Annotated in this window: 15 protein-coding genes; 7 read left to right on the forward strand and 8 right to left on the reverse strand. The window is 64.6% G+C overall.

Translation table 11 applies throughout. The annotated features are described in order from the left end of the window. Positions 1-10: 10 nt before the first annotated feature. Entirely contained in the window at positions 11-718 is a 708-nt protein-coding gene (locus BLV47_RS01550; protein WP_092309157.1) for a 3'-5' exonuclease, read from the reverse strand. After that, positions 715-2,649: a putative nucleotidyltransferase substrate binding domain-containing protein gene (locus BLV47_RS01555; RefSeq protein ID WP_092309160.1), complete on the reverse strand. Its 1,935-nt coding sequence runs from the start codon at positions 2,647-2,649 to the stop codon at positions 715-717. Before BLV47_RS01555 ends, BLV47_RS01550 begins: the two co-directional genes overlap by 4 nt. Positions 2,650-2,908: 259 nt before the next feature. On the opposite strand from BLV47_RS01555, the gene BLV47_RS01560 reads away from it, so the two are divergent. Beyond that, positions 2,909-3,355 (forward strand): response regulator, encoded by a 447-nt coding sequence (locus tag BLV47_RS01560; RefSeq protein WP_092309163.1) that lies wholly within the window; start codon positions 2,909-2,911, stop codon positions 3,353-3,355. Positions 3,356-3,430: 75 nt separating this feature from the next. Here BLV47_RS01560 and BLV47_RS01565 read toward each other — a convergent pair whose 3' ends face one another. Further along, complete coding sequence (locus BLV47_RS01565) at positions 3,431-5,608, reverse strand: malate synthase G (RefSeq protein ID WP_092309166.1); 2,178 nt, start codon at positions 5,606-5,608, stop codon at positions 3,431-3,433. Between the two features lie 555 nt (positions 5,609-6,163). Here BLV47_RS01565 and BLV47_RS01570 point away from each other — a divergent pair. Continuing rightward, positions 6,164-6,682, forward strand: a complete 519-nt coding sequence (locus tag BLV47_RS01570) for a glycine cleavage system transcriptional repressor (RefSeq protein ID WP_092309169.1) — start codon at positions 6,164-6,166, stop codon at positions 6,680-6,682. A gap of 226 nt (positions 6,683-6,908) precedes the next feature. Here BLV47_RS01570 and rarD read toward each other — a convergent pair whose 3' ends face one another. The 5 genes from rarD to BLV47_RS01595 all read right to left on the reverse strand — a co-directional run bounded on the left by rarD (position 6,909) and on the right by BLV47_RS01595 (position 12,721). Next, a complete protein-coding gene (rarD, locus tag BLV47_RS01575; protein ID WP_092309172.1) occupies positions 6,909-7,796 on the reverse strand; it encodes an EamA family transporter RarD in 888 nt (295 codons plus the stop codon). A 251-nt stretch (positions 7,797-8,047) separates the two neighbouring features. Continuing rightward, the gene (locus BLV47_RS01580) at positions 8,048-9,022 is read right to left on the reverse strand and encodes a serine/threonine protein kinase (RefSeq protein ID WP_092309175.1); all 975 of its coding nucleotides are present in this window, start codon (positions 9,020-9,022) and stop codon (positions 8,048-8,050) included. A gap of 141 nt (positions 9,023-9,163) precedes the next feature. Next, positions 9,164-11,068, reverse strand: a complete 1,905-nt coding sequence (locus BLV47_RS01585; RefSeq protein WP_092309178.1) for a PhoX family protein — start codon at positions 11,066-11,068, stop codon at positions 9,164-9,166. An 83-nt stretch (positions 11,069-11,151) separates the two neighbouring features. Next, complete coding sequence (locus BLV47_RS01590) at positions 11,152-11,916, reverse strand: TOBE domain-containing protein (protein WP_092309181.1); 765 nt, start codon at positions 11,914-11,916, stop codon at positions 11,152-11,154. A 64-nt stretch (positions 11,917-11,980) separates the two neighbouring features. Beyond that, the gene (locus tag BLV47_RS01595) at positions 11,981-12,721 is read right to left on the reverse strand and encodes a ComF family protein (RefSeq protein WP_092309184.1); all 741 of its coding nucleotides are present in this window, start codon (positions 12,719-12,721) and stop codon (positions 11,981-11,983) included. A gap of 91 nt (positions 12,722-12,812) precedes the next feature. Here BLV47_RS01595 and bioB point away from each other — a divergent pair, with 91 nt between their 5' ends. The 5 genes from bioB to bioD all read left to right on the forward strand — a co-directional run bounded on the left by bioB (position 12,813) and on the right by bioD (position 17,385). Next, on the forward strand, positions 12,813-13,868 hold the full coding sequence (bioB, locus tag BLV47_RS01600; protein WP_092309187.1) for a biotin synthase BioB: 1,056 nt from the start codon (positions 12,813-12,815) through the stop codon (positions 13,866-13,868). A 132-nt stretch (positions 13,869-14,000) separates the two neighbouring features. Beyond that, a complete protein-coding gene (gene bioF / locus BLV47_RS01605) occupies positions 14,001-15,179 on the forward strand; it encodes an 8-amino-7-oxononanoate synthase (protein ID WP_092309190.1) in 1,179 nt (392 codons plus the stop codon). Then, positions 15,172-15,903 carry an alpha/beta fold hydrolase gene (locus tag BLV47_RS01610; RefSeq protein ID WP_092309193.1) on the forward strand — a complete coding sequence of 244 codons (732 nt, stop codon included), beginning with the start codon at positions 15,172-15,174 and terminating at the stop codon, positions 15,901-15,903. The genes bioF and BLV47_RS01610 overlap by 8 nt, the downstream gene beginning before the upstream one ends. Then, complete coding sequence (gene bioC, locus BLV47_RS01615) at positions 15,896-16,708, forward strand: malonyl-ACP O-methyltransferase BioC (RefSeq protein ID WP_092309196.1); 813 nt, start codon at positions 15,896-15,898, stop codon at positions 16,706-16,708. Before BLV47_RS01610 ends, bioC begins: the two co-directional genes overlap by 8 nt. After that, entirely contained in the window at positions 16,705-17,385 is a 681-nt protein-coding gene (bioD, locus tag BLV47_RS01620) for a dethiobiotin synthase (RefSeq protein WP_092309199.1), read from the forward strand. The genes bioC and bioD overlap by 4 nt, the downstream gene beginning before the upstream one ends. Positions 17,386-17,466: the final 81 nt, after the last annotated feature.

Below are 17,466 nucleotides of genomic sequence, written 5' to 3' on the forward strand. Positions count from 1 at the left end.
CTGCGGTGGATCAGAATGAAGGGGCCTGCTGGCGACGCTTCCATTGGCTGAGGCGCTGTTGCAGGTTCAGCGGGCTGTGGATCTGTTGCTGGCGGGCGCGGTTGAACAGGATCAATGCCAGTTCCGCGGTGGCCAGGGCGTCGGCCGCCGCATGGTGGCGCTCCACCACTTGCAGCTTGAACTCACTGATCCAGTCGTCCAGCCCGGCTTCGCGGATGTGGGCCTCTGGGCAGAGCATGGGCGCCATGTCCGCGACGTCGAGGAAGCGGTGCTGCAGGCGATAGCCCAGGCTGTCCTTCAAGGCCCGGCCAAGCATGTGCTGGTCGAAGGGCGCATGAAAGGCCAGCAGCGGGCTGTCGCCGACGAACTCCATGAAATCCAGCAAGGCTTCCACCGGATCGCAGCCGGCGGCGATGGCGCTGGGGCCCAGGCCATGGATCAGCACGCTGGGGCTGAGTTTGTGGCCCTCGCGTTGCAGGGTGCGTTCGAACTGCTGGCTGAAGTCGATGGCACCGTCCTCGATCACCACCGCGCCGATCGACAGCACCTGGTCGCGGTTGAGGTTGAGGCCGGTGGTTTCCAGGTCCACCACTACCCAGCGCTGTTCGCGCAGGCTGCCTTCACCCAGTTCGGTGAAGGCGGGCAGGCGGTCGCGGCGTTGTTGCTGCTCGGCGGTCAGTACGCTGACGGCGGGACGGAACCAGGCAAACAGGCTCATAACTGGTACCGCAGGGCCAGGCTGCTTTGCAGGCGCTGGGCCTGGCGCAGGGACTCGCGCAGGATGCGCCGGTCCAGGTGGTTCAGGCTGTCCGGGTCGACGCGGTTGGAATAGGGCTGGTTCTCCCGGGTCTGGCGTTGATGCTGTTGCATGCGGGTCTGCTGGATGAAGTGGTAGGCCTCTTCATAGGCCGCGCCGTCCAGGGGCTCGATGACTTGCCTGGACACCAGCTGGCGCAGGCGCTCCAGGGTATTGATCGCGCCGATGCCGTTGGCCAGGGCCAGCAGCCGGGCGCCGTCGACGAAGGGCGTGAGGCCCTGGACCTTGAGGTCGAGGGTGGCTTTTTCGCCGTTCTTGCGGGCCAGCACGAACTCGCGAAAACGCCCCACGGGCGGGCGCTGGCGCAGGGCGTTTTCCGCCATCATGCGCTGGAACAGGCGGTTGTCCGCGACCTGGTCGAGGATGCCCCGGCGCAGTTGTTCGGCGCCCTGTTCATCGCCCCAGACCACCCGCAGGTCGAAATAGATGCTCGAACCCAGGAGGTTTTCCGGGGTCGCCTCACGGATGAAGGCGGCGAAGCGCCGGGACCATTCGGCGCGGGACAGGCACAGCTCGGGGTTGCCGGCCATGATGTTGCCCTTGCACAGGGTGAAGCCGCACAGCGCCAGGCTTTGGTTGATCTGCTGGGCAATGGGCAGCAGCTTGCCGCGAATTTCCGCGGCGTGGGCGGCGTCCCGGGCTTCGAACAGGATGCCGTTGTCCTGATCGGTGTGCAGGGTCTGTTCGCGCCGGCCTTCGCTGCCAAAGCACAGCCAGCTGAAGGGCACGCCGGGATCGCCCTTGTCGGCCAGGGTCAGTTCGATTACCCGGCATACGGTGTGATCGTTGAGCAGGGTGATGATGTGGGTGATCTGGGTCGAGGAGGCGCCGTGGGCCAGCATGCGTTCCACCAACTGGCCGATCTCGCCCCGCAGCGCCACCAGATGCTCGACCCGGGGGGCGTTGCGGATGGTCCGGGCTAGGTGTACCAGATCGACCCGTTGCAGGGAGAACAGGTCGCGTTCGGACACCACGCCGCACAGGCGCTGGTCCTTGACCAGGCAGACGTGGGCGATATGGCGCTCGGTCATGGCGATGGCGGCGTCGAAGGCGCTGTGGTCCGGGCTGAGAAAGAACGGCGCCTGGGTCATGTGGTGTTCGATGGGCTGGTTGAGGTCCTGGCTGCCGTCGGCCACCACCTGGCGCAGGTCGCGCAGGGTGAAGATCCCCAGGGGCGCCTTGTGTTCGTCCACCACCACGATGCTGCCCACTTGCTGTTCGTGCATCAGCGCCACGGCTTCGCGCAACGGCGTCTGCGGACTGCAGGCCACCGGGTGACGCATGGCTAGCTCGCCGAGGCGGGTGTTCAGCGAATACTGGGTGCCGAGGGTTTCCACGGCCTTCTGCTTGACCTGCTGGTTGACCTGATCCAGCAGGCTGCTGACCCCGCGCAGGGCGAAATCGCGGAACTCCGCGGACAGGGCGAACAGTTTGATGAAGGCGTTCTTGTTCAGTTGCAGGCAGAAGGTGTCTTCGGCGGCGCGATGTTCGGTGCGGGTCGCCCGTTCGCCGAGCAAGGCGGCGAGGGGAAAGCACTCGCCGGTGGTGATTTCGAAAGTGGTTTCGGTGCTGCCCTTGGCGGCGTGGGTGCGTTCGCCCACGACCCGGCCCTGCTTGACGATGTAGAAGTGCTCGACCGGACCGTCGGCCGGCTTGATGATGCTGTCGCCCGGCCCATAGAAGCGCAGCTGGCATTGCTCTACCAGGTAGGCCAGGTGGAGGTTTTCCATCTGGTTGAAGGGCGGGAAGCGTTGCAGGAACTGCACGGTCCCCTGGATGTTCTGCAACACCGCGGTCTTGCCGGCCTGGGTGAAGGCGTCCGCTTTACTCATAACGATTACCGCAGTCTTTTTGGAGTTGTTGTGGTCGGATCACGGCAATGGTCGGCGCCTGGGGCGGGAGTGCCCATTGGACGTAAGTCTAGGTAGCGGTCGCTTTCCAGGACATTTGGCTTTGAGCCTGCGGTCATCCATGCGAAAACGCTCTGATCGGGGCTCTTGGCAATTTTTCCGACGAAGTGCACATTGGAAGCCTGCTTAGCGATGTCTGACCACAGTGCTAGGGGATTGATTGGTTCATGTTGAGAAATGTATGCCCGACCACGATATTTTGAGTGACGCCGAGCGCGAGGCTCTGAGCGAGGCCATGCTTGAGCCGGACCTGCCCGCTCAGCGTGTGCTCATTGCCGATGACGACAAGGATGCCCGGGAGCTGCTTGCGGAAATTCTGGGTCTGGATGGCATTCGCTGCATGACCGCCGCCAGCGGCAAGGCCGCTCTCGAACTGCTCGAATCGAACAAATCCATCGGCCTGCTGATCACTGATCTGCGCATGGCGCCCTGCAGTGGCCTGGATCTGATTCGCCGGGTGCGTGAATCGGAGCGGGCGGCGCTGCCGATCATCATCATTTCCGGTGACGCCGATGTGCGCGATGCGATTGCCGCCATGCACCTGAGCGTGGTGGATTTCCTGCTCAAGCCCATCGATACCGGCAAGCTTCTGGCCCTGGTCAAGCATGAGCTGGGAGTGGTGCGCTAGAAGGCTTTGACACTGGCAATAAAAAAGCCCCGGTCCACAGGACCGGGGCTTTTTAATGGGTGTTGCCAGGCGTTGTTACAGGCCGTTCTTGGCCTTGAACTCGCGACGGCGACGGTGCAGGACCGGCTCGGTGTAGCCGTTGGGCTGCTGGGTGCCTTCGATCACCAGTTCCAGGGCGGCCTGGAAGGCGATGTTGCTGTCGAAGTCCGGCGCCAGCGGGCGGTACAGCGGGTCGCCGGCGTTCTGCCGGTCAACCACCGGGGCCATGCGCTTGAGGCTTTCCAGCACCTGCTCCTGGGTCACCACGCCGTGGCGCAGCCAGTTGGCGATGTGCTGGCTGGAGATGCGCAGGGTGGCGCGGTCTTCCATCAGGCCGACGTCGTTGATGTCCGGCACCTTGGAGCAGCCCACGCCCTGGTCGATCCAGCGCACTACGTAGCCGAGAATGCCCTGGGCGTTGTTGTCCAGTTCGTTCTTGATCTGCTCGGCCGACCAGTTGGTGTCGCTGGCCAGGGGGATGGTCAGGATGTCGTCCACCGAAGCGCGAGGGCGCTTGGCCAGTTCGGCCTGACGGGCGAACACGTCGACCTTGTGGTAGTGCAGCACGTGCAGGGCAGCGGCGGTTGGCGACGGCACCCAGGCGGTATTGGCACCGGCCAGCGGGTGGGCGATTTTCTGTTCGAGCATGGCGGCCATCAGATCCGGCATGGCCCACATGCCCTTGCCGATCTGCGCGCGGCCTTGCAGGCCGGTGGACAGGCCGATGTCGACGTTCCAGTTTTCGTAGGCGCCGATCCATTTCTCGGCCTTCATGTCGGCCTTGCGCACCATGGCGCCGGCTTCCATGGAGGTGTGGATCTCGTCGCCGGTGCGGTCGAGGAAGCCGGTGTTGATGAACACCACGCGCTCGCTGGCGGCCTTGATGCAGGCCTTGAGGTTGACCGTGGTGCGGCGCTCCTCGTCCATGATTCCGACTTTCAGGGTGTTGCGCGGCAGGTTCAGCACCTCTTCGATGCGGCCGAACAGTTCGTTGGTGAACGCGGCTTCTTCAGGGCCGTGCATCTTCGGCTTGACGATGTACACCGAGCCGGTGCGGCTGTTCTTGCGCGAGGTGTTGCCGTTGAGGTTGTGGATCGCCGCGAGGCTGGTGACCAGGCCGTCGAGGATGCCTTCCGGCACTTCGTTGCCGTGCTTGTCGAGGATCGCGTCGATGGTCATCAGGTGGCCGACGTTGCGCACGAACAGCAGCGAGCGACCGTGCAGTTTCACCGGCTCGCCGTTGACGCCGGTGTATTCGCGGTCGGCGTTCATGGTGCGGGTGAAGGACTTGCCACCCTTGCTCACTTCTTCCGCCAGGTCGCCCTTCATCAGGCCGAGCCAGTTGCGGTAGATCACCACCTTGTCATCGGCATCGACGGCGGCGACCGAGTCTTCGCAGTCCATGATGGTGGTCAGGGCCGCTTCCATCAGCAGGTCCTTGACCCCGGCGGCATCGGTCTGGCCGACCGGGCTTGCGGCGTCGATCTGGATCTCGAAGTGCAGGCCGTTGTGCTTGAGCAGGATCGCGGTAGGGGCTGCGGCATCGCCCTGGTAGCCGATCAGTTGCGCATCGTCGCGCAGGCCGCTGTTGCTACCGCCCTTGAGGCCCACCACCAGCTTGCCGCCGACGATCTTGTAGCTCAGCGAATCCACGTGGGAGCCGGCGGTCAGCGGCGCCGACTCATCGAGGAAGGCACGGGCGAAGGCAATGACCTTGTCGCCGCGAACCTTGTTGTAGCCTTTGCCTTTTTCCGCGCCATCGGCTTCGCTGATGGCGTCGGTGCCGTACAGCGCGTCGTACAGCGAGCCCCAGCGGGCGTTGGAGGCGTTGAGGGCGAAGCGCGCATTCATCACCGGCACCACCAGCTGCGGGCCGGCCATGTGGGCGATTTCTTCATCGACGTTTTGCGTCGTGGCCTGGAAATCCGCCGCTTCTGGCAGCAGGTAACCGATGTCTTGCAGGAAGGCTTTGTAGGCCACGGCATCGTGGGCCTGGCCGGCACGGGACTGGTGCCAGGCATCGATCCGCGCCTGTAAATCGTCGCGTTTGGCGAGTAGGGCTTTGTTCTTCGGTGCCAGGTCGTGAATGACCTTGTCGGCACCGGCCCAGAACGCGTCGGCGGTGAGGCCGGTACCGGGAATGGCTTCGTTGTTCACGAAGTCGAACAGGACTCTGGCGACCTGCAGGCCACCGACTTGAACGTGTTCAGTCATTGCTTGCCTCACTCTGCTCAGCTATTTCGCTTTTCAGCTCTTCAAATTAACAATGAAGCCGGCGGCCATTTAAAGCACAACCCTGTTCACCAGTACATGCCATTGCGGGCGGCTGGGTGCTTCCAATCAACGGCAGAGCCTTGCTGATGGGGGGTTGCAGGGGTTGCAGTCAGGCCTTGGCGGACATCGTTCCAACGTTATGTAGTGCGCGCTGCGGCATACTACATGATGAATTGCGGTTGTGAAAATTAGACTAAATTCGTCGTTCCGCGACTTAAGAATGCAGTGCGGTCACGCTGGGGGACGCGGTGTTCTCAAAAAGACGGTGGATTGTTCCATATAAATACAAAAAGTTGTACACGATTTGTGTTTTGCCCTGCGCTGCCCTCGTAGGAGTCGGCTTGCCGGCGAATGGGCCTTCGGGGTTTGCGTCGGCCTTGCGGGCGCATTCGCTGGCAAGCCAGCGCCTACACAAGCTGCCGCGATATGGGCTGGAAGGCGCGGGGATTGAGGCTGCCTATAATTGCTCTTTCATCATGAAAAGAGGGCTGCGCCATGGACCATCTCGTTCTCACGGTATTCGCCCCGGACAAGGCCGGACAGGTCGAGCGGATCGCCCAGTGCATCGCCGAACATGGCGGCAACTGGCTGGAAAGTCGCCTGTCGCGCATGGCCGGGCAGTTTGCCGGCATCTTGCGGGTCGGGGTGCCGGCCGAGGCCTACGATGAGCTGGTGGATGCCTTGCAGGGCTTGTCGGCCCAGGGCATCCGGGTGTTGATCGCCGAAAGTGGCATCGAACAGTCCTGCACCTGGAAACCCATCGCCATGGAGCTGGTGGGCAACGATCGCCCGGGGATCGTTCGCGACATCACGCGCTTGCTGGCGGAACAGGGGGTCAATCTCGAACGGCTGGTGACCGAGGTGCGCCCGGCGCCCATGAGCAGCGAGCCGCTGTTTCACGCGGAGGCAGTTCTGGCGGTGCCTCTGACCTTGTCTCTGGATGTATTGCAGTCGCGCCTGGAAACCCTGGCTGACGACCTGATGGTGGAGTTGGTGCTACGCAGCGAGGTCTGAGTACCACTCTTGGGGGTTATCCCAGTAAACCGTGCATGCGCCTGTGGATAACCTGTAGAAACCCGGCGCCAGCCCAGTACCGCCGCAGCGTTGCGTGTCCTGATCAAAAAACCAGCAGTTTCAAGGGCTTGTGCACAAAGGGCGGGGATCAGGTTGTGGATAACCTTGGGAAGAACTGCTGCAGGCCACGACTGGCATGGCCTGCAGAGTGTTGGGTGTTTTTTGATCAGCGGCGGCCGCGCAGGCTGAGCCAGGCATCGACGCTGTACACCGCCAGACCGGCCCAGATAAACATGAAGGCCAGCAGGGTGCTGGCAGACAACTGCTCACCGAACAGCAGCACCGCCTGCAGCAATACCAAGGTTGGTGCCAGGTACTGGAGGAAGCCCAGGGTGGTGTAGGGCAGGTCCCGGGCGGCGGCGTTGAAGCACACCAGGGGAATCAGCGTGACCGGACCGGCGGCCACCAGCCACCAGGCCTGGGAGCTGCTCCAGAATTCGGCCTGGGCGCTGCTGGCGTCGGGGTGCAGCAGGAGCCAGCCCAGGGCAATGGGTACCAGCATCCAGGTTTCCACCACCAGCCCGGGCAGGGCCTTGACCGGCGCCTGCTTGCGGATCAGCCCATAGAAACCGAAGCTCAGGGCCAGTATCAGCGACACCCAGGGCAGGCTGCCCACCTGCCAGACTTGCTGGGCCACTCCCAGCGCCGCCAGGATCACCGCCAGCCACTGCAGGCGTCGCAGGCGTTCGCCGAGAATCAGCATGCCCAGCAGCACATTGACCAGGGGGTTGATGTAGTAGCCCAGGCTCGCTTCGAGCATGCGTCCGTTGTTCACCGCCCAGACATAGGTCAGCCAGTTGCCGGCGATCAGGGTGCCGCTCAGAGCCAGGATCGCCAGGCGCTTGGGGTTGTCGCGCAGCTCGCGCCACCAGCCGGGATGCTTCCACACCATCAGCAACAGAGCGCCGAACAGCGCCGACCAGAGCACCCGGTGGATGATGATTTCTACGGCGGGAACGCTGGCGATGGCTTTGAAATAGAGCGGAAACAGACCCCAGATGATGTAGGCGGTCAGGCCCAGGATGTACCCGCGACGCGGGTTGGCGGCTTGCATGCAGAGTCCTTGCTTAGGCAGCTAACAAAGCTGCGATTGTAAGGAGAATTGTTAGGACATGTCCTGACTTTTGCGCCGCTCGTTTCTGTGGGGGGAGGGCTTGTGGGCAATGGCGAACTTACGGGCCTCTTCGCTGGCGAGCCAGCTCCTACGGTTGGCGTTGTATCGAGGTGGACTCTTGTAGGAGCCGGCTTGCCGGCGAAGGCGACCTCATCGGCCTCTTCGCTGGCAAGCCAGCTCCTACAGGCAGGTCAGAACAGTTTGAGGGGCTCTTCGTCGAGGGCCGCCAGTTGTTCGCGCAGGGCCAGGACCTGTTCGCCCCAGTAACGCTCGCTGCCGAACCAGGGAAAGCTGTGGGGGAACGCCGGGTCGTCCCAGCGCCGCGCCAGCCAGGCGCTGTAGTGCATCAGGCGCAAGGCCCGCAGCGGTTCGATAAGGGCTAGCTCCCGTGGGTCGAAATCGTGGAACTCGCTGTAGCCATCCATCAGTTCCGAGAGCTGGCCGAGGCAGTCCTGGCGATTGCCGGCGAGCATCATCCACAGGTCCTGCACGGCAGGCCCCATGCGGCAGTCATCCAGGTCGACGATATGGAACATCTCGTCGCGGCACATCATGTTGCCCGGGTGGCAATCGCCGTGCAGGCGGATGGTCTGGTGCGGGGTAGCCTGGTACACCTCTTCCACTCGCTTGAGCAGGTCCCGGGCTACGGACTCGTAGGCCGGCAGCAGGCTCTTGGGAATGAAGCCGCCTTGCAGCAGGGTGGCCAGGGAGTCTTGACCGAAGTTCTGCACCCCCAGGGCTTCGCGGTGCTCGAAGGGGCGGGTCGCGCCTACGGCGTGCAGGCGCCCGAGCAACTGGCCGAGGCGATAGAGCTGGTCCAGGTTGCCCGGTTCCGGGGCCCTGCCGCCGCGGCGGGGAAACAGGGCGAAGCGAAAGCCCGCGTGCTCGAACAGGCTGGCCCCGTCGTGGACGATTGGCGCCACCACCGGCACCTCGCACTCGGCCAGTTCGAAGGTGAAACGGTGCTCTTCGAGGATGGCTTGGTTGGTCCAGCGCTGGGGCCGGTAGAACTTGGCAATCAGTGGTTCGCTTTCGTCGATACCCACCTGATAGACGCGGTTTTCGTAGCTGTTGAGCGCCAATACGCGGGCGTCGCTGAGAAAGCCGATGCTTTCAACGGCGTCCAGGACCAGGTCGGGGGTCAGTGTTTCAAACGGGTGGGACATGCTTACTCCTGCTCGCAGCAGGCTGCCGCGTCCGGCCAGGCATGGTAACGCAGACGGGGAGCCAGTGGGGGAGGGTTTGCCGGTGGTTCGCCGGCGAGCCGGCTCCTACGAAGGGAGGAGCCGGTGGGCACAGCGCGAGGATCAGGCGCCGATGATGCCGCCGTCTTCCCGGGTGATGGCCATTACCGAGGAGCGTGGCTTGCCGTTGGGCAGGTGCTCGGGGAAGGTCGAGCCGCCGTTTTCTCCGGGGTGCTGGATGCCGACGAACAGGGTCTTCTGGTCCGGGGCGAAGGCGATCCCGGTGACCTCGCAACCCACGGGCCCCACCATGAAACGGCGGATCTCGCCGCTCTGAGGGTCGGCGCAGAGCATTTGGTTGTTGCCCATGCCGGCGAAATCGCCGCTGTTGCTGTAGTCGCCGTCGGTGAGGATCCACAGGCGTCCGGCCTGGTCGAAGCCCAGGCCGTCGGGGCTGTTGAACATGTTCTCTGGGGTGATGTTGGACGAGCCGCCCTTGGGCTGACCTGCATGTACGCCGGGGTTGCCGGCGACCACGAACAGGTCCCAGGTGAAACTCAGGGCGTCGTGATCGTCGTTGCCGGTGCGCCAGCGCAGGATCTGCCCGTAGACGTTCTTCTCCCGCGGGTTGGGCCCGCCAACCGGTTGGCCGTCTTCGCCGCGTTTGACGTTGTTGGTCAGGGTGCAATAGACCTGGCCGTCCTTGGGGCTGACCACAATCCATTCCGGGCGGTCCATGCGGGTGGCCTGGACCACGCTGGCGGCCAGGCGTGCCTGGATCAGCACCTGGGCCTGGTCGGCGAAGCCGCTGCTGGCGTCGATGCCGTTCTTGCCGTGGGTCAACTCGATCCACTGGCCCTGGCCCTTGGGCCGGTCCGGATTGCCGTCACCGGCATCGAAGCGCGCCACGTACAAGGTGCCGTGGTCCAGCAGGTCGCGGTTGGCCTTGGGGTTGCGGTGGTTGATCTGGTCGCGGCTGATGAACTTGTAGATGAATTCGCCGCGCTCGTCGTCGCCCATGTAGACCACGGCGCGGCCGTCGCGGGTTTGCGCCAGGGCGGCGTTTTCATGCTTGAAGCGGCCCAGGGCGGTGCGCTTGACCGGGGTCGATTGCGGATCGAAGGGGTCGATCTCCACTACCCAGCCGTGGCGGTTGAGTTCGTTGGGATTCTTCGCCAGGTCGAAGCGCGGGTCGTGCAGGTGCCAGTTGATCTCTTTGCTGGCCACCACGGCGCCGTAGCGTTTCTGCGCAGCGTCGAACTTCTGCTCGGCATTGCTGCTGCCGAAACAGTCGGTGAAGTTTTCTTCGCAGGTCAGGTAGGTGCCCCAGGGCGTCTTGCCGTTGGCGCAGTTCTGGAAGGTGCCGAGGACTTTCTTGCCCTTGGGGTCGGCCGCGGTCTTGAGCAGGTCGTGGCCGGCGGCGGGACCGCTGAGGCGGATCGGCGTGTTGCCGTGGATGCGCCGGTTGTAGCGCGAGCCCTGGACGAACTGCCATTGGCCGTTCTTGTGCTGCACCTCGATGACCGACACGCCTTCGCTGGCCTGTGCCTTGCGCACGTCTTCGGCGGACTGCGGCAGGCCGCCGTGGGGGTAGAGGTAGCGGTAGTTGGTGTATTCGTTGTTGATCGCCATGAGCGCGCGGTGGCGGTCGTCCGGGAAGGCGAACAGGCTCATGCCGTCGTTGTTGTCGCCGAACTGCACTTCCTGGGCCTGGGCGGTGCCGTTGCCGCTGGGGTCGAAGGCCGGTCCGTTCTTGGCCAGCGGCTGGCCCCAGCTGATCAGCACCGAGGACTTGTAGCCCGGTGGCAGGGTGATGCTGTCGCTGGTGGCGGCCGCAATGCCGGTAAAGCCCAGCAGCTGGCTGTTGCCGGCGCTGACACCGGCGGCCAGGGCGCTGCGGCCGAGCAGTCCGCCGCCGAGAAACAGTGCGGCGCCGCACAGGGCTCCGGCACCGATGAAACCCCGGCGGCTGAGGCCGACCATCTGTTCCAGGTCGGTGGGTTGGTCTTCTTCCAATAGCAGGCTCATATCAGGCTCCCTGAAGATTTTTGCAGCCACCTTAGTGAGCCTCCATGACGAACAGATTGCAGTCGCAAGTCGCCGGGTCCGGCTTAGAGCGGGGTGCCGAGCAGGACCTGGGCGGGGGAGAAGTGCACCTGGACGGCCTGGTTTTCTCTGAGCCCGAGGTCTTTGAGCCGGCGGGGCTCGGCCAGGGCGCAGAGGGTCTGGCCATTGGGCAGGACCACTCTGACTTCCCAGGGGCCAGCTTCGGCTTGGAGAATCTGCTCGATGGTGCCGCTCAGGCAATTGTGTCCAGTTGTTGCCGGGGCGCCGATGGGGTGCAGCTCCAGCCAGCCGGCCTTGATCAGCGCCACCACTTCGGTGCCGGCGGCCAGTTCCAGGCGCTGGGTGCTGTCGTGGGTGATTTGCGCCTTGAGAATCAGGCCCTCGGCCAGACTCAGGCTGATCAGGTCGTTGCAGCCCTGGGGGGCGATGGCCTGGACCTTGCCGTGCAGCTGGTTGCGGGCACTGGTGCGCAGCATCAGGCGTCCCAGCAGGTCGAGGTCGCTGGCCTCCTCCGCGGCCTCCAGGACCTGGGCTTGCAGGGCTTGCAGGCGTTGGTAGAGGCGCAGCACGCGCAGGCCTTCGGGCGTCAGCCTGGCACCGCCGCCGCCCTTGCCGCCGATGCTGCGCTCGACCAGCGGGCTGGCGGCCAGGTTGTTCAACTCGTCGATGGCGTCCCAGGCGGCCTTGTAGCTCAGGCCGGCGCTTTTCGCCGCGCGGGTGATGGAGCCCTGTTCGGCGATGTGCTGGAGCAAGGCGATGCGCTGCGGGCGGCGGACGATGTGCTGGGTCAACAGAGTGGGCAGGGACATGGCTGGTGGGCTTCGGGCACTGACGGTGGACAGGGAGTTTGCGACTTGGGCAATCAGAGTCAAGTCAGTCGCGGTGTTCGGCCCCTGGGGTGCGGGCCAGGCAATAGACATCCACCTGTCGGGCGCCAGCGCCCATCAGCAACTGTGCCAGGGCCTGGGCGGTGGCCCCGGTGGTGAGGACGTCGTCCACCAGGGCCAGGTGCCGGCCGGCCACGGAGGTGCTGGCGGTGAGGGCGAACGCCTGGCTCAGGTTGCGTCGCCGGGCCTGGGCATTCAGGCCCTGCTGTGCCGGAGTGTCCTGGACGCGCCGCAGCAGGTCAGGCTCCACTGTCAGGTGCAGGGGCTGTCCCAGCCATCGGGCGAGCATGTCAGCCTGATTGAACCCCCGCTGGCGCAGGCGGCGGCGGGACAGCGGCACCGGCAGCAGGCAGTCGGGCCTGGGCAGGCCCTCATCAAAGCGAAAGTTCAGGAACTGGGCGAAAAGTTCGGCCATCAAGCGGCCAAAAGGCCATTGCTCCTGATGCTTGAAGCGGCTGATCAGGCTGTCCAGCGGGAAGTCGTAGCGCCAGGGCACGATGACCCGTTGAAAGGCGCGAGGGTGTTGCAGGCACTGGCCACAGGTCAGGCCGACGGCGGGCAGGGGCAGGGCGCAAACCGAGCATTGGGCGCCGAGCCAGGGCAGCTCATCCTGGCAGGCGCTGCACAGGGCCAGGAGCGAATCGCTGGCTTCATCGCACAGCAAACAGCTCTGTTTGTTTTTTGACCAGATGTAAACCGGTCCTTTGTATTCGGGTTGACAGTGCATGGCGCTTCCTTAAATATGCCGGACATCCGTGTCGCGGCCGCGGACCGTCCCTGTCCAGCGCCGCTTGCCAAGCATAATCAAGGAATCGCCCATGAGCGCCAGCACCACCGCTACCCTGCGTCATGACTGGACTTTGGCTGAAGTCAAAGCCCTGTTCGTCCAGCCGTTCAATGACTTGCTGTTCCAGGCGCAGACGGTGCACCGCGCGCATTTCGATGCCAATCGGGTCCAGGTGTCCACGTTGCTGTCGATCAAGACCGGCGCCTGCCCGGAAGATTGCAAATATTGTCCGCAGTCCGGCCACTACAACACCGGCCTGGAAAAGGAAAAGCTCCTGGAAGTGCAGAAGGTCCTGGAGGAAGCCGCCCGGGCCAAGGCCATTGGTTCCACGCGTTTCTGCATGGGCGCCGCCTGGAAGCACCCTTCGGCCAAGGACATGCCCTATGTGCTGGAGATGGTCAAAGGCGTGAAGGCCATGGGCCTGGAAACCTGCATGACCCTGGGGCGCCTGGATCAGGAGCAGACCGAAGCCCTGGCCAAGGCCGGCCTGGACTACTACAACCACAACCTCGATACCTCGCCGGAGTTCTACGGCAGCATCATCACCACCCGCACCTACAGTGAGCGCCTGCAGACCCTGGCCTATGTGCGCGACGCGGGGATGAAGATCTGCTCCGGCGGCATCCTCGGCATGGGCGAATCCCTCGACGACCGCGCCGGTCTGCTGATCCAGCTGGCCAACCTGCCGGAGCATCCGGAGTCGGTGCCGATCAACATGCTGGTGAAAGTGGCCGGCACCCCGCTGGAGAACGCCGAGGACGTGGATCCGTTCGACTTCATCCGCATGCTCGCGGTAGCGCGGATCCTCATGCCGCAATCCCATGTGCGCCTGTCCGCCGGTCGTGAGGCGATGAACGAGCAGATGCAGGCCCTGGCCTTCTTCGCCGGTGCCAACTCGATTTTCTACGGCGACAAGCTGCTGACCACCGCCAACCCCCAGGCCGACAAGGACATGCAGTTGTTCGCCCGTCTGGGCATCCAGCCCGAAGCCCGGGAAGAGCATGCCGACGAAGTGCATCAGGCCGCTATCGAGCAGGCCCTGGTGGAGCAGAAAATCAGCGAGCAGTTCTACAACGCTGCCGTCTGACCCTGTGCCGTAGGAGCCGGCTTGCCGGCGAACCCCGTGAACCGCGTGAATCCGGTGGGCGGCGGGTTGTTCGCTTCGCGGGCAAGCCCGCTGCTACGGGTAATGTGTCTGTGAGCCAACATCGAGGCCTGCATGTCTTTTGATCTCGCCGCGCGCCTCGCTGCCCGCCGTGCCGAACATCTGTATCGCCAGCGTCCGCTGCTGGAAAGCCCCCAGGGGCCGCAAGTGGTGGTGGACGGCCAGCCGTTGCTGGCCTTCTGCAACAACGACTACCTGGGGTTGGCCAATCACCCGCAAGTGATCGAAGCCTGGCGCGACGCGGCCAGCCGCTGGGGCGTGGGCGGCGGTGCGTCCCATCTGGTGATTGGCCACAGCACGCCTCACCACGAGTTGGAAGAAGCCCTGGCGGACCTCACGGGGCGACCCCGGGCGTTGCTATTCAGCACGGGCTACATGGCCAACCTCGGTGCGGTCACGGCCCTGGTCGGGCAGGGCGATACGGTGCTGGAGGATCGGCTCAACCATGCCTCCCTGCTGGATGCCGGGCTGCTTTCCGGAGCTCGCTTCAACCGCTATCTGCATAACGATGCCGCCAGCCTGGCCAAGCGCCTGGAAAAGGCCACCGGTAACACCCTGGTGGTCACCGACGGGGTGTTCAGCATGGACGGCGATGTGGCCGACCTGCCGGCCCTGGCCCGGGAAACCAAGGCCCGCGGTGCCTGGCTGATGGTAGATGATGCCCATGGCTTTGGTCCGCTGGGGGCCAACGGCGGCGGGCTGGTGGAGCACTTTGGCCTGGGGCTGGATGAAGTGCCGGTGCTGGTGGGCACCCTGGGCAAGGCGTTCGGCACCGCCGGGGCCTTTGTCGCCGGCAGCGAGGAGTTGATCGAAACGCTGGTCCAGTTCGCCCGGCCCTACATCTACACCACCAGCCAACCGCCGGCCCTGGCCTGCGCCACGCGCAAGAGCCTGGAGTTGCTGCGCAGCGAACACTGGCGGCGCGAGCACTTGGCCAATCTGATCCGTCAGTTCCGGCTGGGCGCCGAGCAGATTGGCCTGGAGCTGATGGACAGCTTTACCCCGATCCAGCCGATCATGGTGGGCGACAGTACCCGGGCCGTGGAGTTGTCACGGATGCTCCGTTCGCGGGGCATCATGGTCACCGCCATCCGGCCGCCGACCGTGCCGGCCGGCAGTGCGCGGCTGCGGGTGACGTTGTCCGCCGCCCACAGCGAGGCACAGGTCCAGCTATTGTTAAGCGCGTTGGCGGATTGTTTCAGTGAACTGCAAACGAGGCCGGGCCATGCGTGATCGACTGATTCTGTTGCCGGGCTGGGGGCTGGGCGTGTCGCCCCTGGAACCCTTGGCTGCCGCGTTGCAGGGGCTGGATGAACACTTGCGAGTGGAGATCGAACCCCTGCCGGAGCTGAGCTCCAGCGATCCGCAGGCATGGCTGGACGAGCTCGACGACGCGCTGCCGGAGGACGCCTGGCTGGGGGGCTGGTCCCTGGGCGGCATGCTCGCCACGGAGCTGGCGGCCCGACGCGGCGAGCGCTGCTGCGGCTTGTTGACCCTGGCCAGCAACCCCAGTTTCGTTGCTCACGAGCAATGGTCCAGTGCCATGTCCGGTGAGGTCTTTGATGGCTTCCTGGCCGGTTGCGCCGCTGATCCGCGCACCACCCTCAAGCGCTTTTCCCTGCTGTGTGCCCAGGGCGCGGTTGATCCCCGCGGCTTGTCGCGGATGCTGCTGGGCGGCGCGCCGACGACGCCGGGGCCGGTGCTGATGGCGGGCCTGGAGTTGTTGGCGCAGTTGGATACGCGCGAAGCCTTGCTGGGGTTTCGCGGCCCGCAGTTGCACCTGTTCGCCGGGCTGGATGCTCTGGTGCCTGCCGAGGCGGCCGCCGAGTTGCTGGCCTTGCTGCCGGATATAGAAGTTGGCCTGATCGAGCAGGCCAGCCACGGTTTTCTTCTGGAGGATCCCCATGGAGTGGCGGGGGCGATCCAGGCTTTCTTGCATGAGTCCGGTGATGACTGATCTGTCTGTTGCTGTCTTGCCCGCAGGCCTGCCTGACAAGCGTCAGGTGGCGGCTTCTTTTTCCCGCGCCGCGGCCAGTTACGACAGTGTTGCCGAGTTGCAGCGAGCGGTCGGCCAGCAGTTGTTGAACCGCTTGCCTGCAGGCCCCGTCCCGGCCAGATGGCTGGACCTGGGCTGTGGCACCGGGCATTTCAGTCGTGTGCTGGGGCAGCGCTATGCGGGCAGTCAGGGGCTGGCCCTGGACATTGCCGAGGGCATGCTCAAGCATGCGCGGCCTCTGGGCGGTGCCGAGCACTTCATCGCCGGTGACGCCGAGCGCCTGCCCTTGCAGAACGGCAGTTGCGGGCTGATTTTTTCCAGCCTGGCGGTGCAGTGGTGTGCGGATTTTTCGGCGGTGCTCAGCGAGGCTCGGCGGGTGCTGCAACCGGGTGGCGTGTTGGCCTTTGCCAGCTTGTGTGTCGGCACCTTGCACGAGTTGCGCGAGAGCTGGGGGCGGGTCGATGGGCAGGTGCACGTCAATCGGTTCCGTGAGTTCGAACGCTATCGTCAGTTGTGTGAGGCCAGCGGCCTGCAGGTGCGCAGCCTGGAGCAGAGCCCCCATGTGCTGCATTACCCGGATGTGCGCAGCCTGACCCACGAGTTGAAGGCCTTGGGCGCGCATAATCTGAACCCTGGTCGCCCCGGCGGCCTCACGGGGCGGGCGCGAATCGCCGGGCTGATCGAGGCTTATGAAGGCTTTCGTCAGCCCGGGGGGCTGCCGGCGACTTATCAGGTGGTCTACGCCGTGTTGGAGAAACCGCTATGAGTGCTGCCTATTTCATTACCGGAACCGACACCGATGTGGGCAAGACCACCATCGCTGCCGGGTTGCTGCATGCGGCGCGTGTGGCCGGGTTGAGCACGGCGGCGGGCAAGCCGGTGGCTTCCGGTTGCGACTTGGGTCCCAAGGGCCTGCGCAATGCCGATGCCCTGGCGCTGCTGGCCCAGTCGTCGTTGCCACTGAGCTATGAAGAGGTCAATCCATTCGCCTTCGAGCCGGCCATCGCGCCCCATCTGGCGGCGCGGGAGGCCGGTGTGGCGTTGACGGTGCAATCGCTGCTGATGCCGATGCGCGAGCTGCTGGCCAAGGGCGCGGACTTCACCCTGATTGAAGGGGCCGGGGGCTGGCGGGTGCCCCTGGCCGATCAGGACAACCTGTCGGACCTGGCCATGGCCCTGGGGTTGCCGGTGATTCTGGTGGTGGGCGTGCGCCTGGGTTGCATCAATCACGCATTGCTGAGCGCCGAGGCGATTGCCCAGGACGGTCTGCAGTTGGCGGGCTGGGTGGCCAATATCATCGAACCGAAGACCTCTCGTCTGGAAGAGAACCTGGCGACTTTGGCTGAACGCTTGCCCGCGCCGTGCCTTGGCAGAGTGCCGCGACTCAAGCCGGCCACTGCCGAGGCGGTGGCCGAGCACCTGCAGCTGGATCTGCTGGACTAGATTTTGCCTATGAGCAGGCATATTGCCATTAGTGTTTTTGACGGGTGTTTTCTTGACGCGTCTGCTTCAATGACACCCGTC

This window comes from Pseudomonas saponiphila (assembly GCF_900105185.1).
Taxonomy (GTDB): Bacteria; Pseudomonadota; Gammaproteobacteria; order Pseudomonadales; family Pseudomonadaceae; genus Aquipseudomonas; species Aquipseudomonas saponiphila.

Bases quoted from the DNA above. Each gene is read 5' to 3' on its own strand.
- BLV47_RS01595 (WP_092309184.1), bottom strand. From the start codon at position 12,721: ATGCACTGTCAACCCGAATACAAAGGACCGGTTTACATCTGGTCAAAA.
- bioD (WP_092309199.1), top strand. From the start codon at position 16,705: ATGAGTGCTGCCTATTTCATTACCGGAACCGACACCGATGTGGGCAAG.
- BLV47_RS01585 (WP_092309178.1), bottom strand. From the start codon at position 11,068: ATGAGCCTGCTATTGGAAGAAGACCAACCCACCGACCTGGAACAGATG.
- BLV47_RS01550 (WP_092309157.1), bottom strand. From the start codon at position 718: ATGAGCCTGTTTGCCTGGTTCCGTCCCGCCGTCAGCGTACTGACCGCC.
- BLV47_RS01570 (WP_092309169.1), top strand. From the start codon at position 6,164: ATGGACCATCTCGTTCTCACGGTATTCGCCCCGGACAAGGCCGGACAG.
- BLV47_RS01610 (WP_092309193.1), top strand. From the start codon at position 15,172: ATGCGTGATCGACTGATTCTGTTGCCGGGCTGGGGGCTGGGCGTGTCG.
- BLV47_RS01555 (WP_092309160.1), bottom strand. From the start codon at position 2,649: ATGAGTAAAGCGGACGCCTTCACCCAGGCCGGCAAGACCGCGGTGTTG.
- BLV47_RS01560 (WP_092309163.1), top strand. From the start codon at position 2,909: ATGCCCGACCACGATATTTTGAGTGACGCCGAGCGCGAGGCTCTGAGC.
- BLV47_RS01580 (WP_092309175.1), bottom strand. From the start codon at position 9,022: ATGTCCCACCCGTTTGAAACACTGACCCCCGACCTGGTCCTGGACGCC.
- BLV47_RS01590 (WP_092309181.1), bottom strand. From the start codon at position 11,916: ATGTCCCTGCCCACTCTGTTGACCCAGCACATCGTCCGCCGCCCGCAG.
- rarD (WP_092309172.1), bottom strand. From the start codon at position 7,796: ATGCAAGCCGCCAACCCGCGTCGCGGGTACATCCTGGGCCTGACCGCC.
- bioF (WP_092309190.1), top strand. From the start codon at position 14,001: ATGTCTTTTGATCTCGCCGCGCGCCTCGCTGCCCGCCGTGCCGAACAT.
- bioC (WP_092309196.1), top strand. From the start codon at position 15,896: ATGACTGATCTGTCTGTTGCTGTCTTGCCCGCAGGCCTGCCTGACAAG.
- BLV47_RS01565 (WP_092309166.1), bottom strand. From the start codon at position 5,608: ATGACTGAACACGTTCAAGTCGGTGGCCTGCAGGTCGCCAGAGTCCTG.
- bioB (WP_092309187.1), top strand. From the start codon at position 12,813: ATGAGCGCCAGCACCACCGCTACCCTGCGTCATGACTGGACTTTGGCT.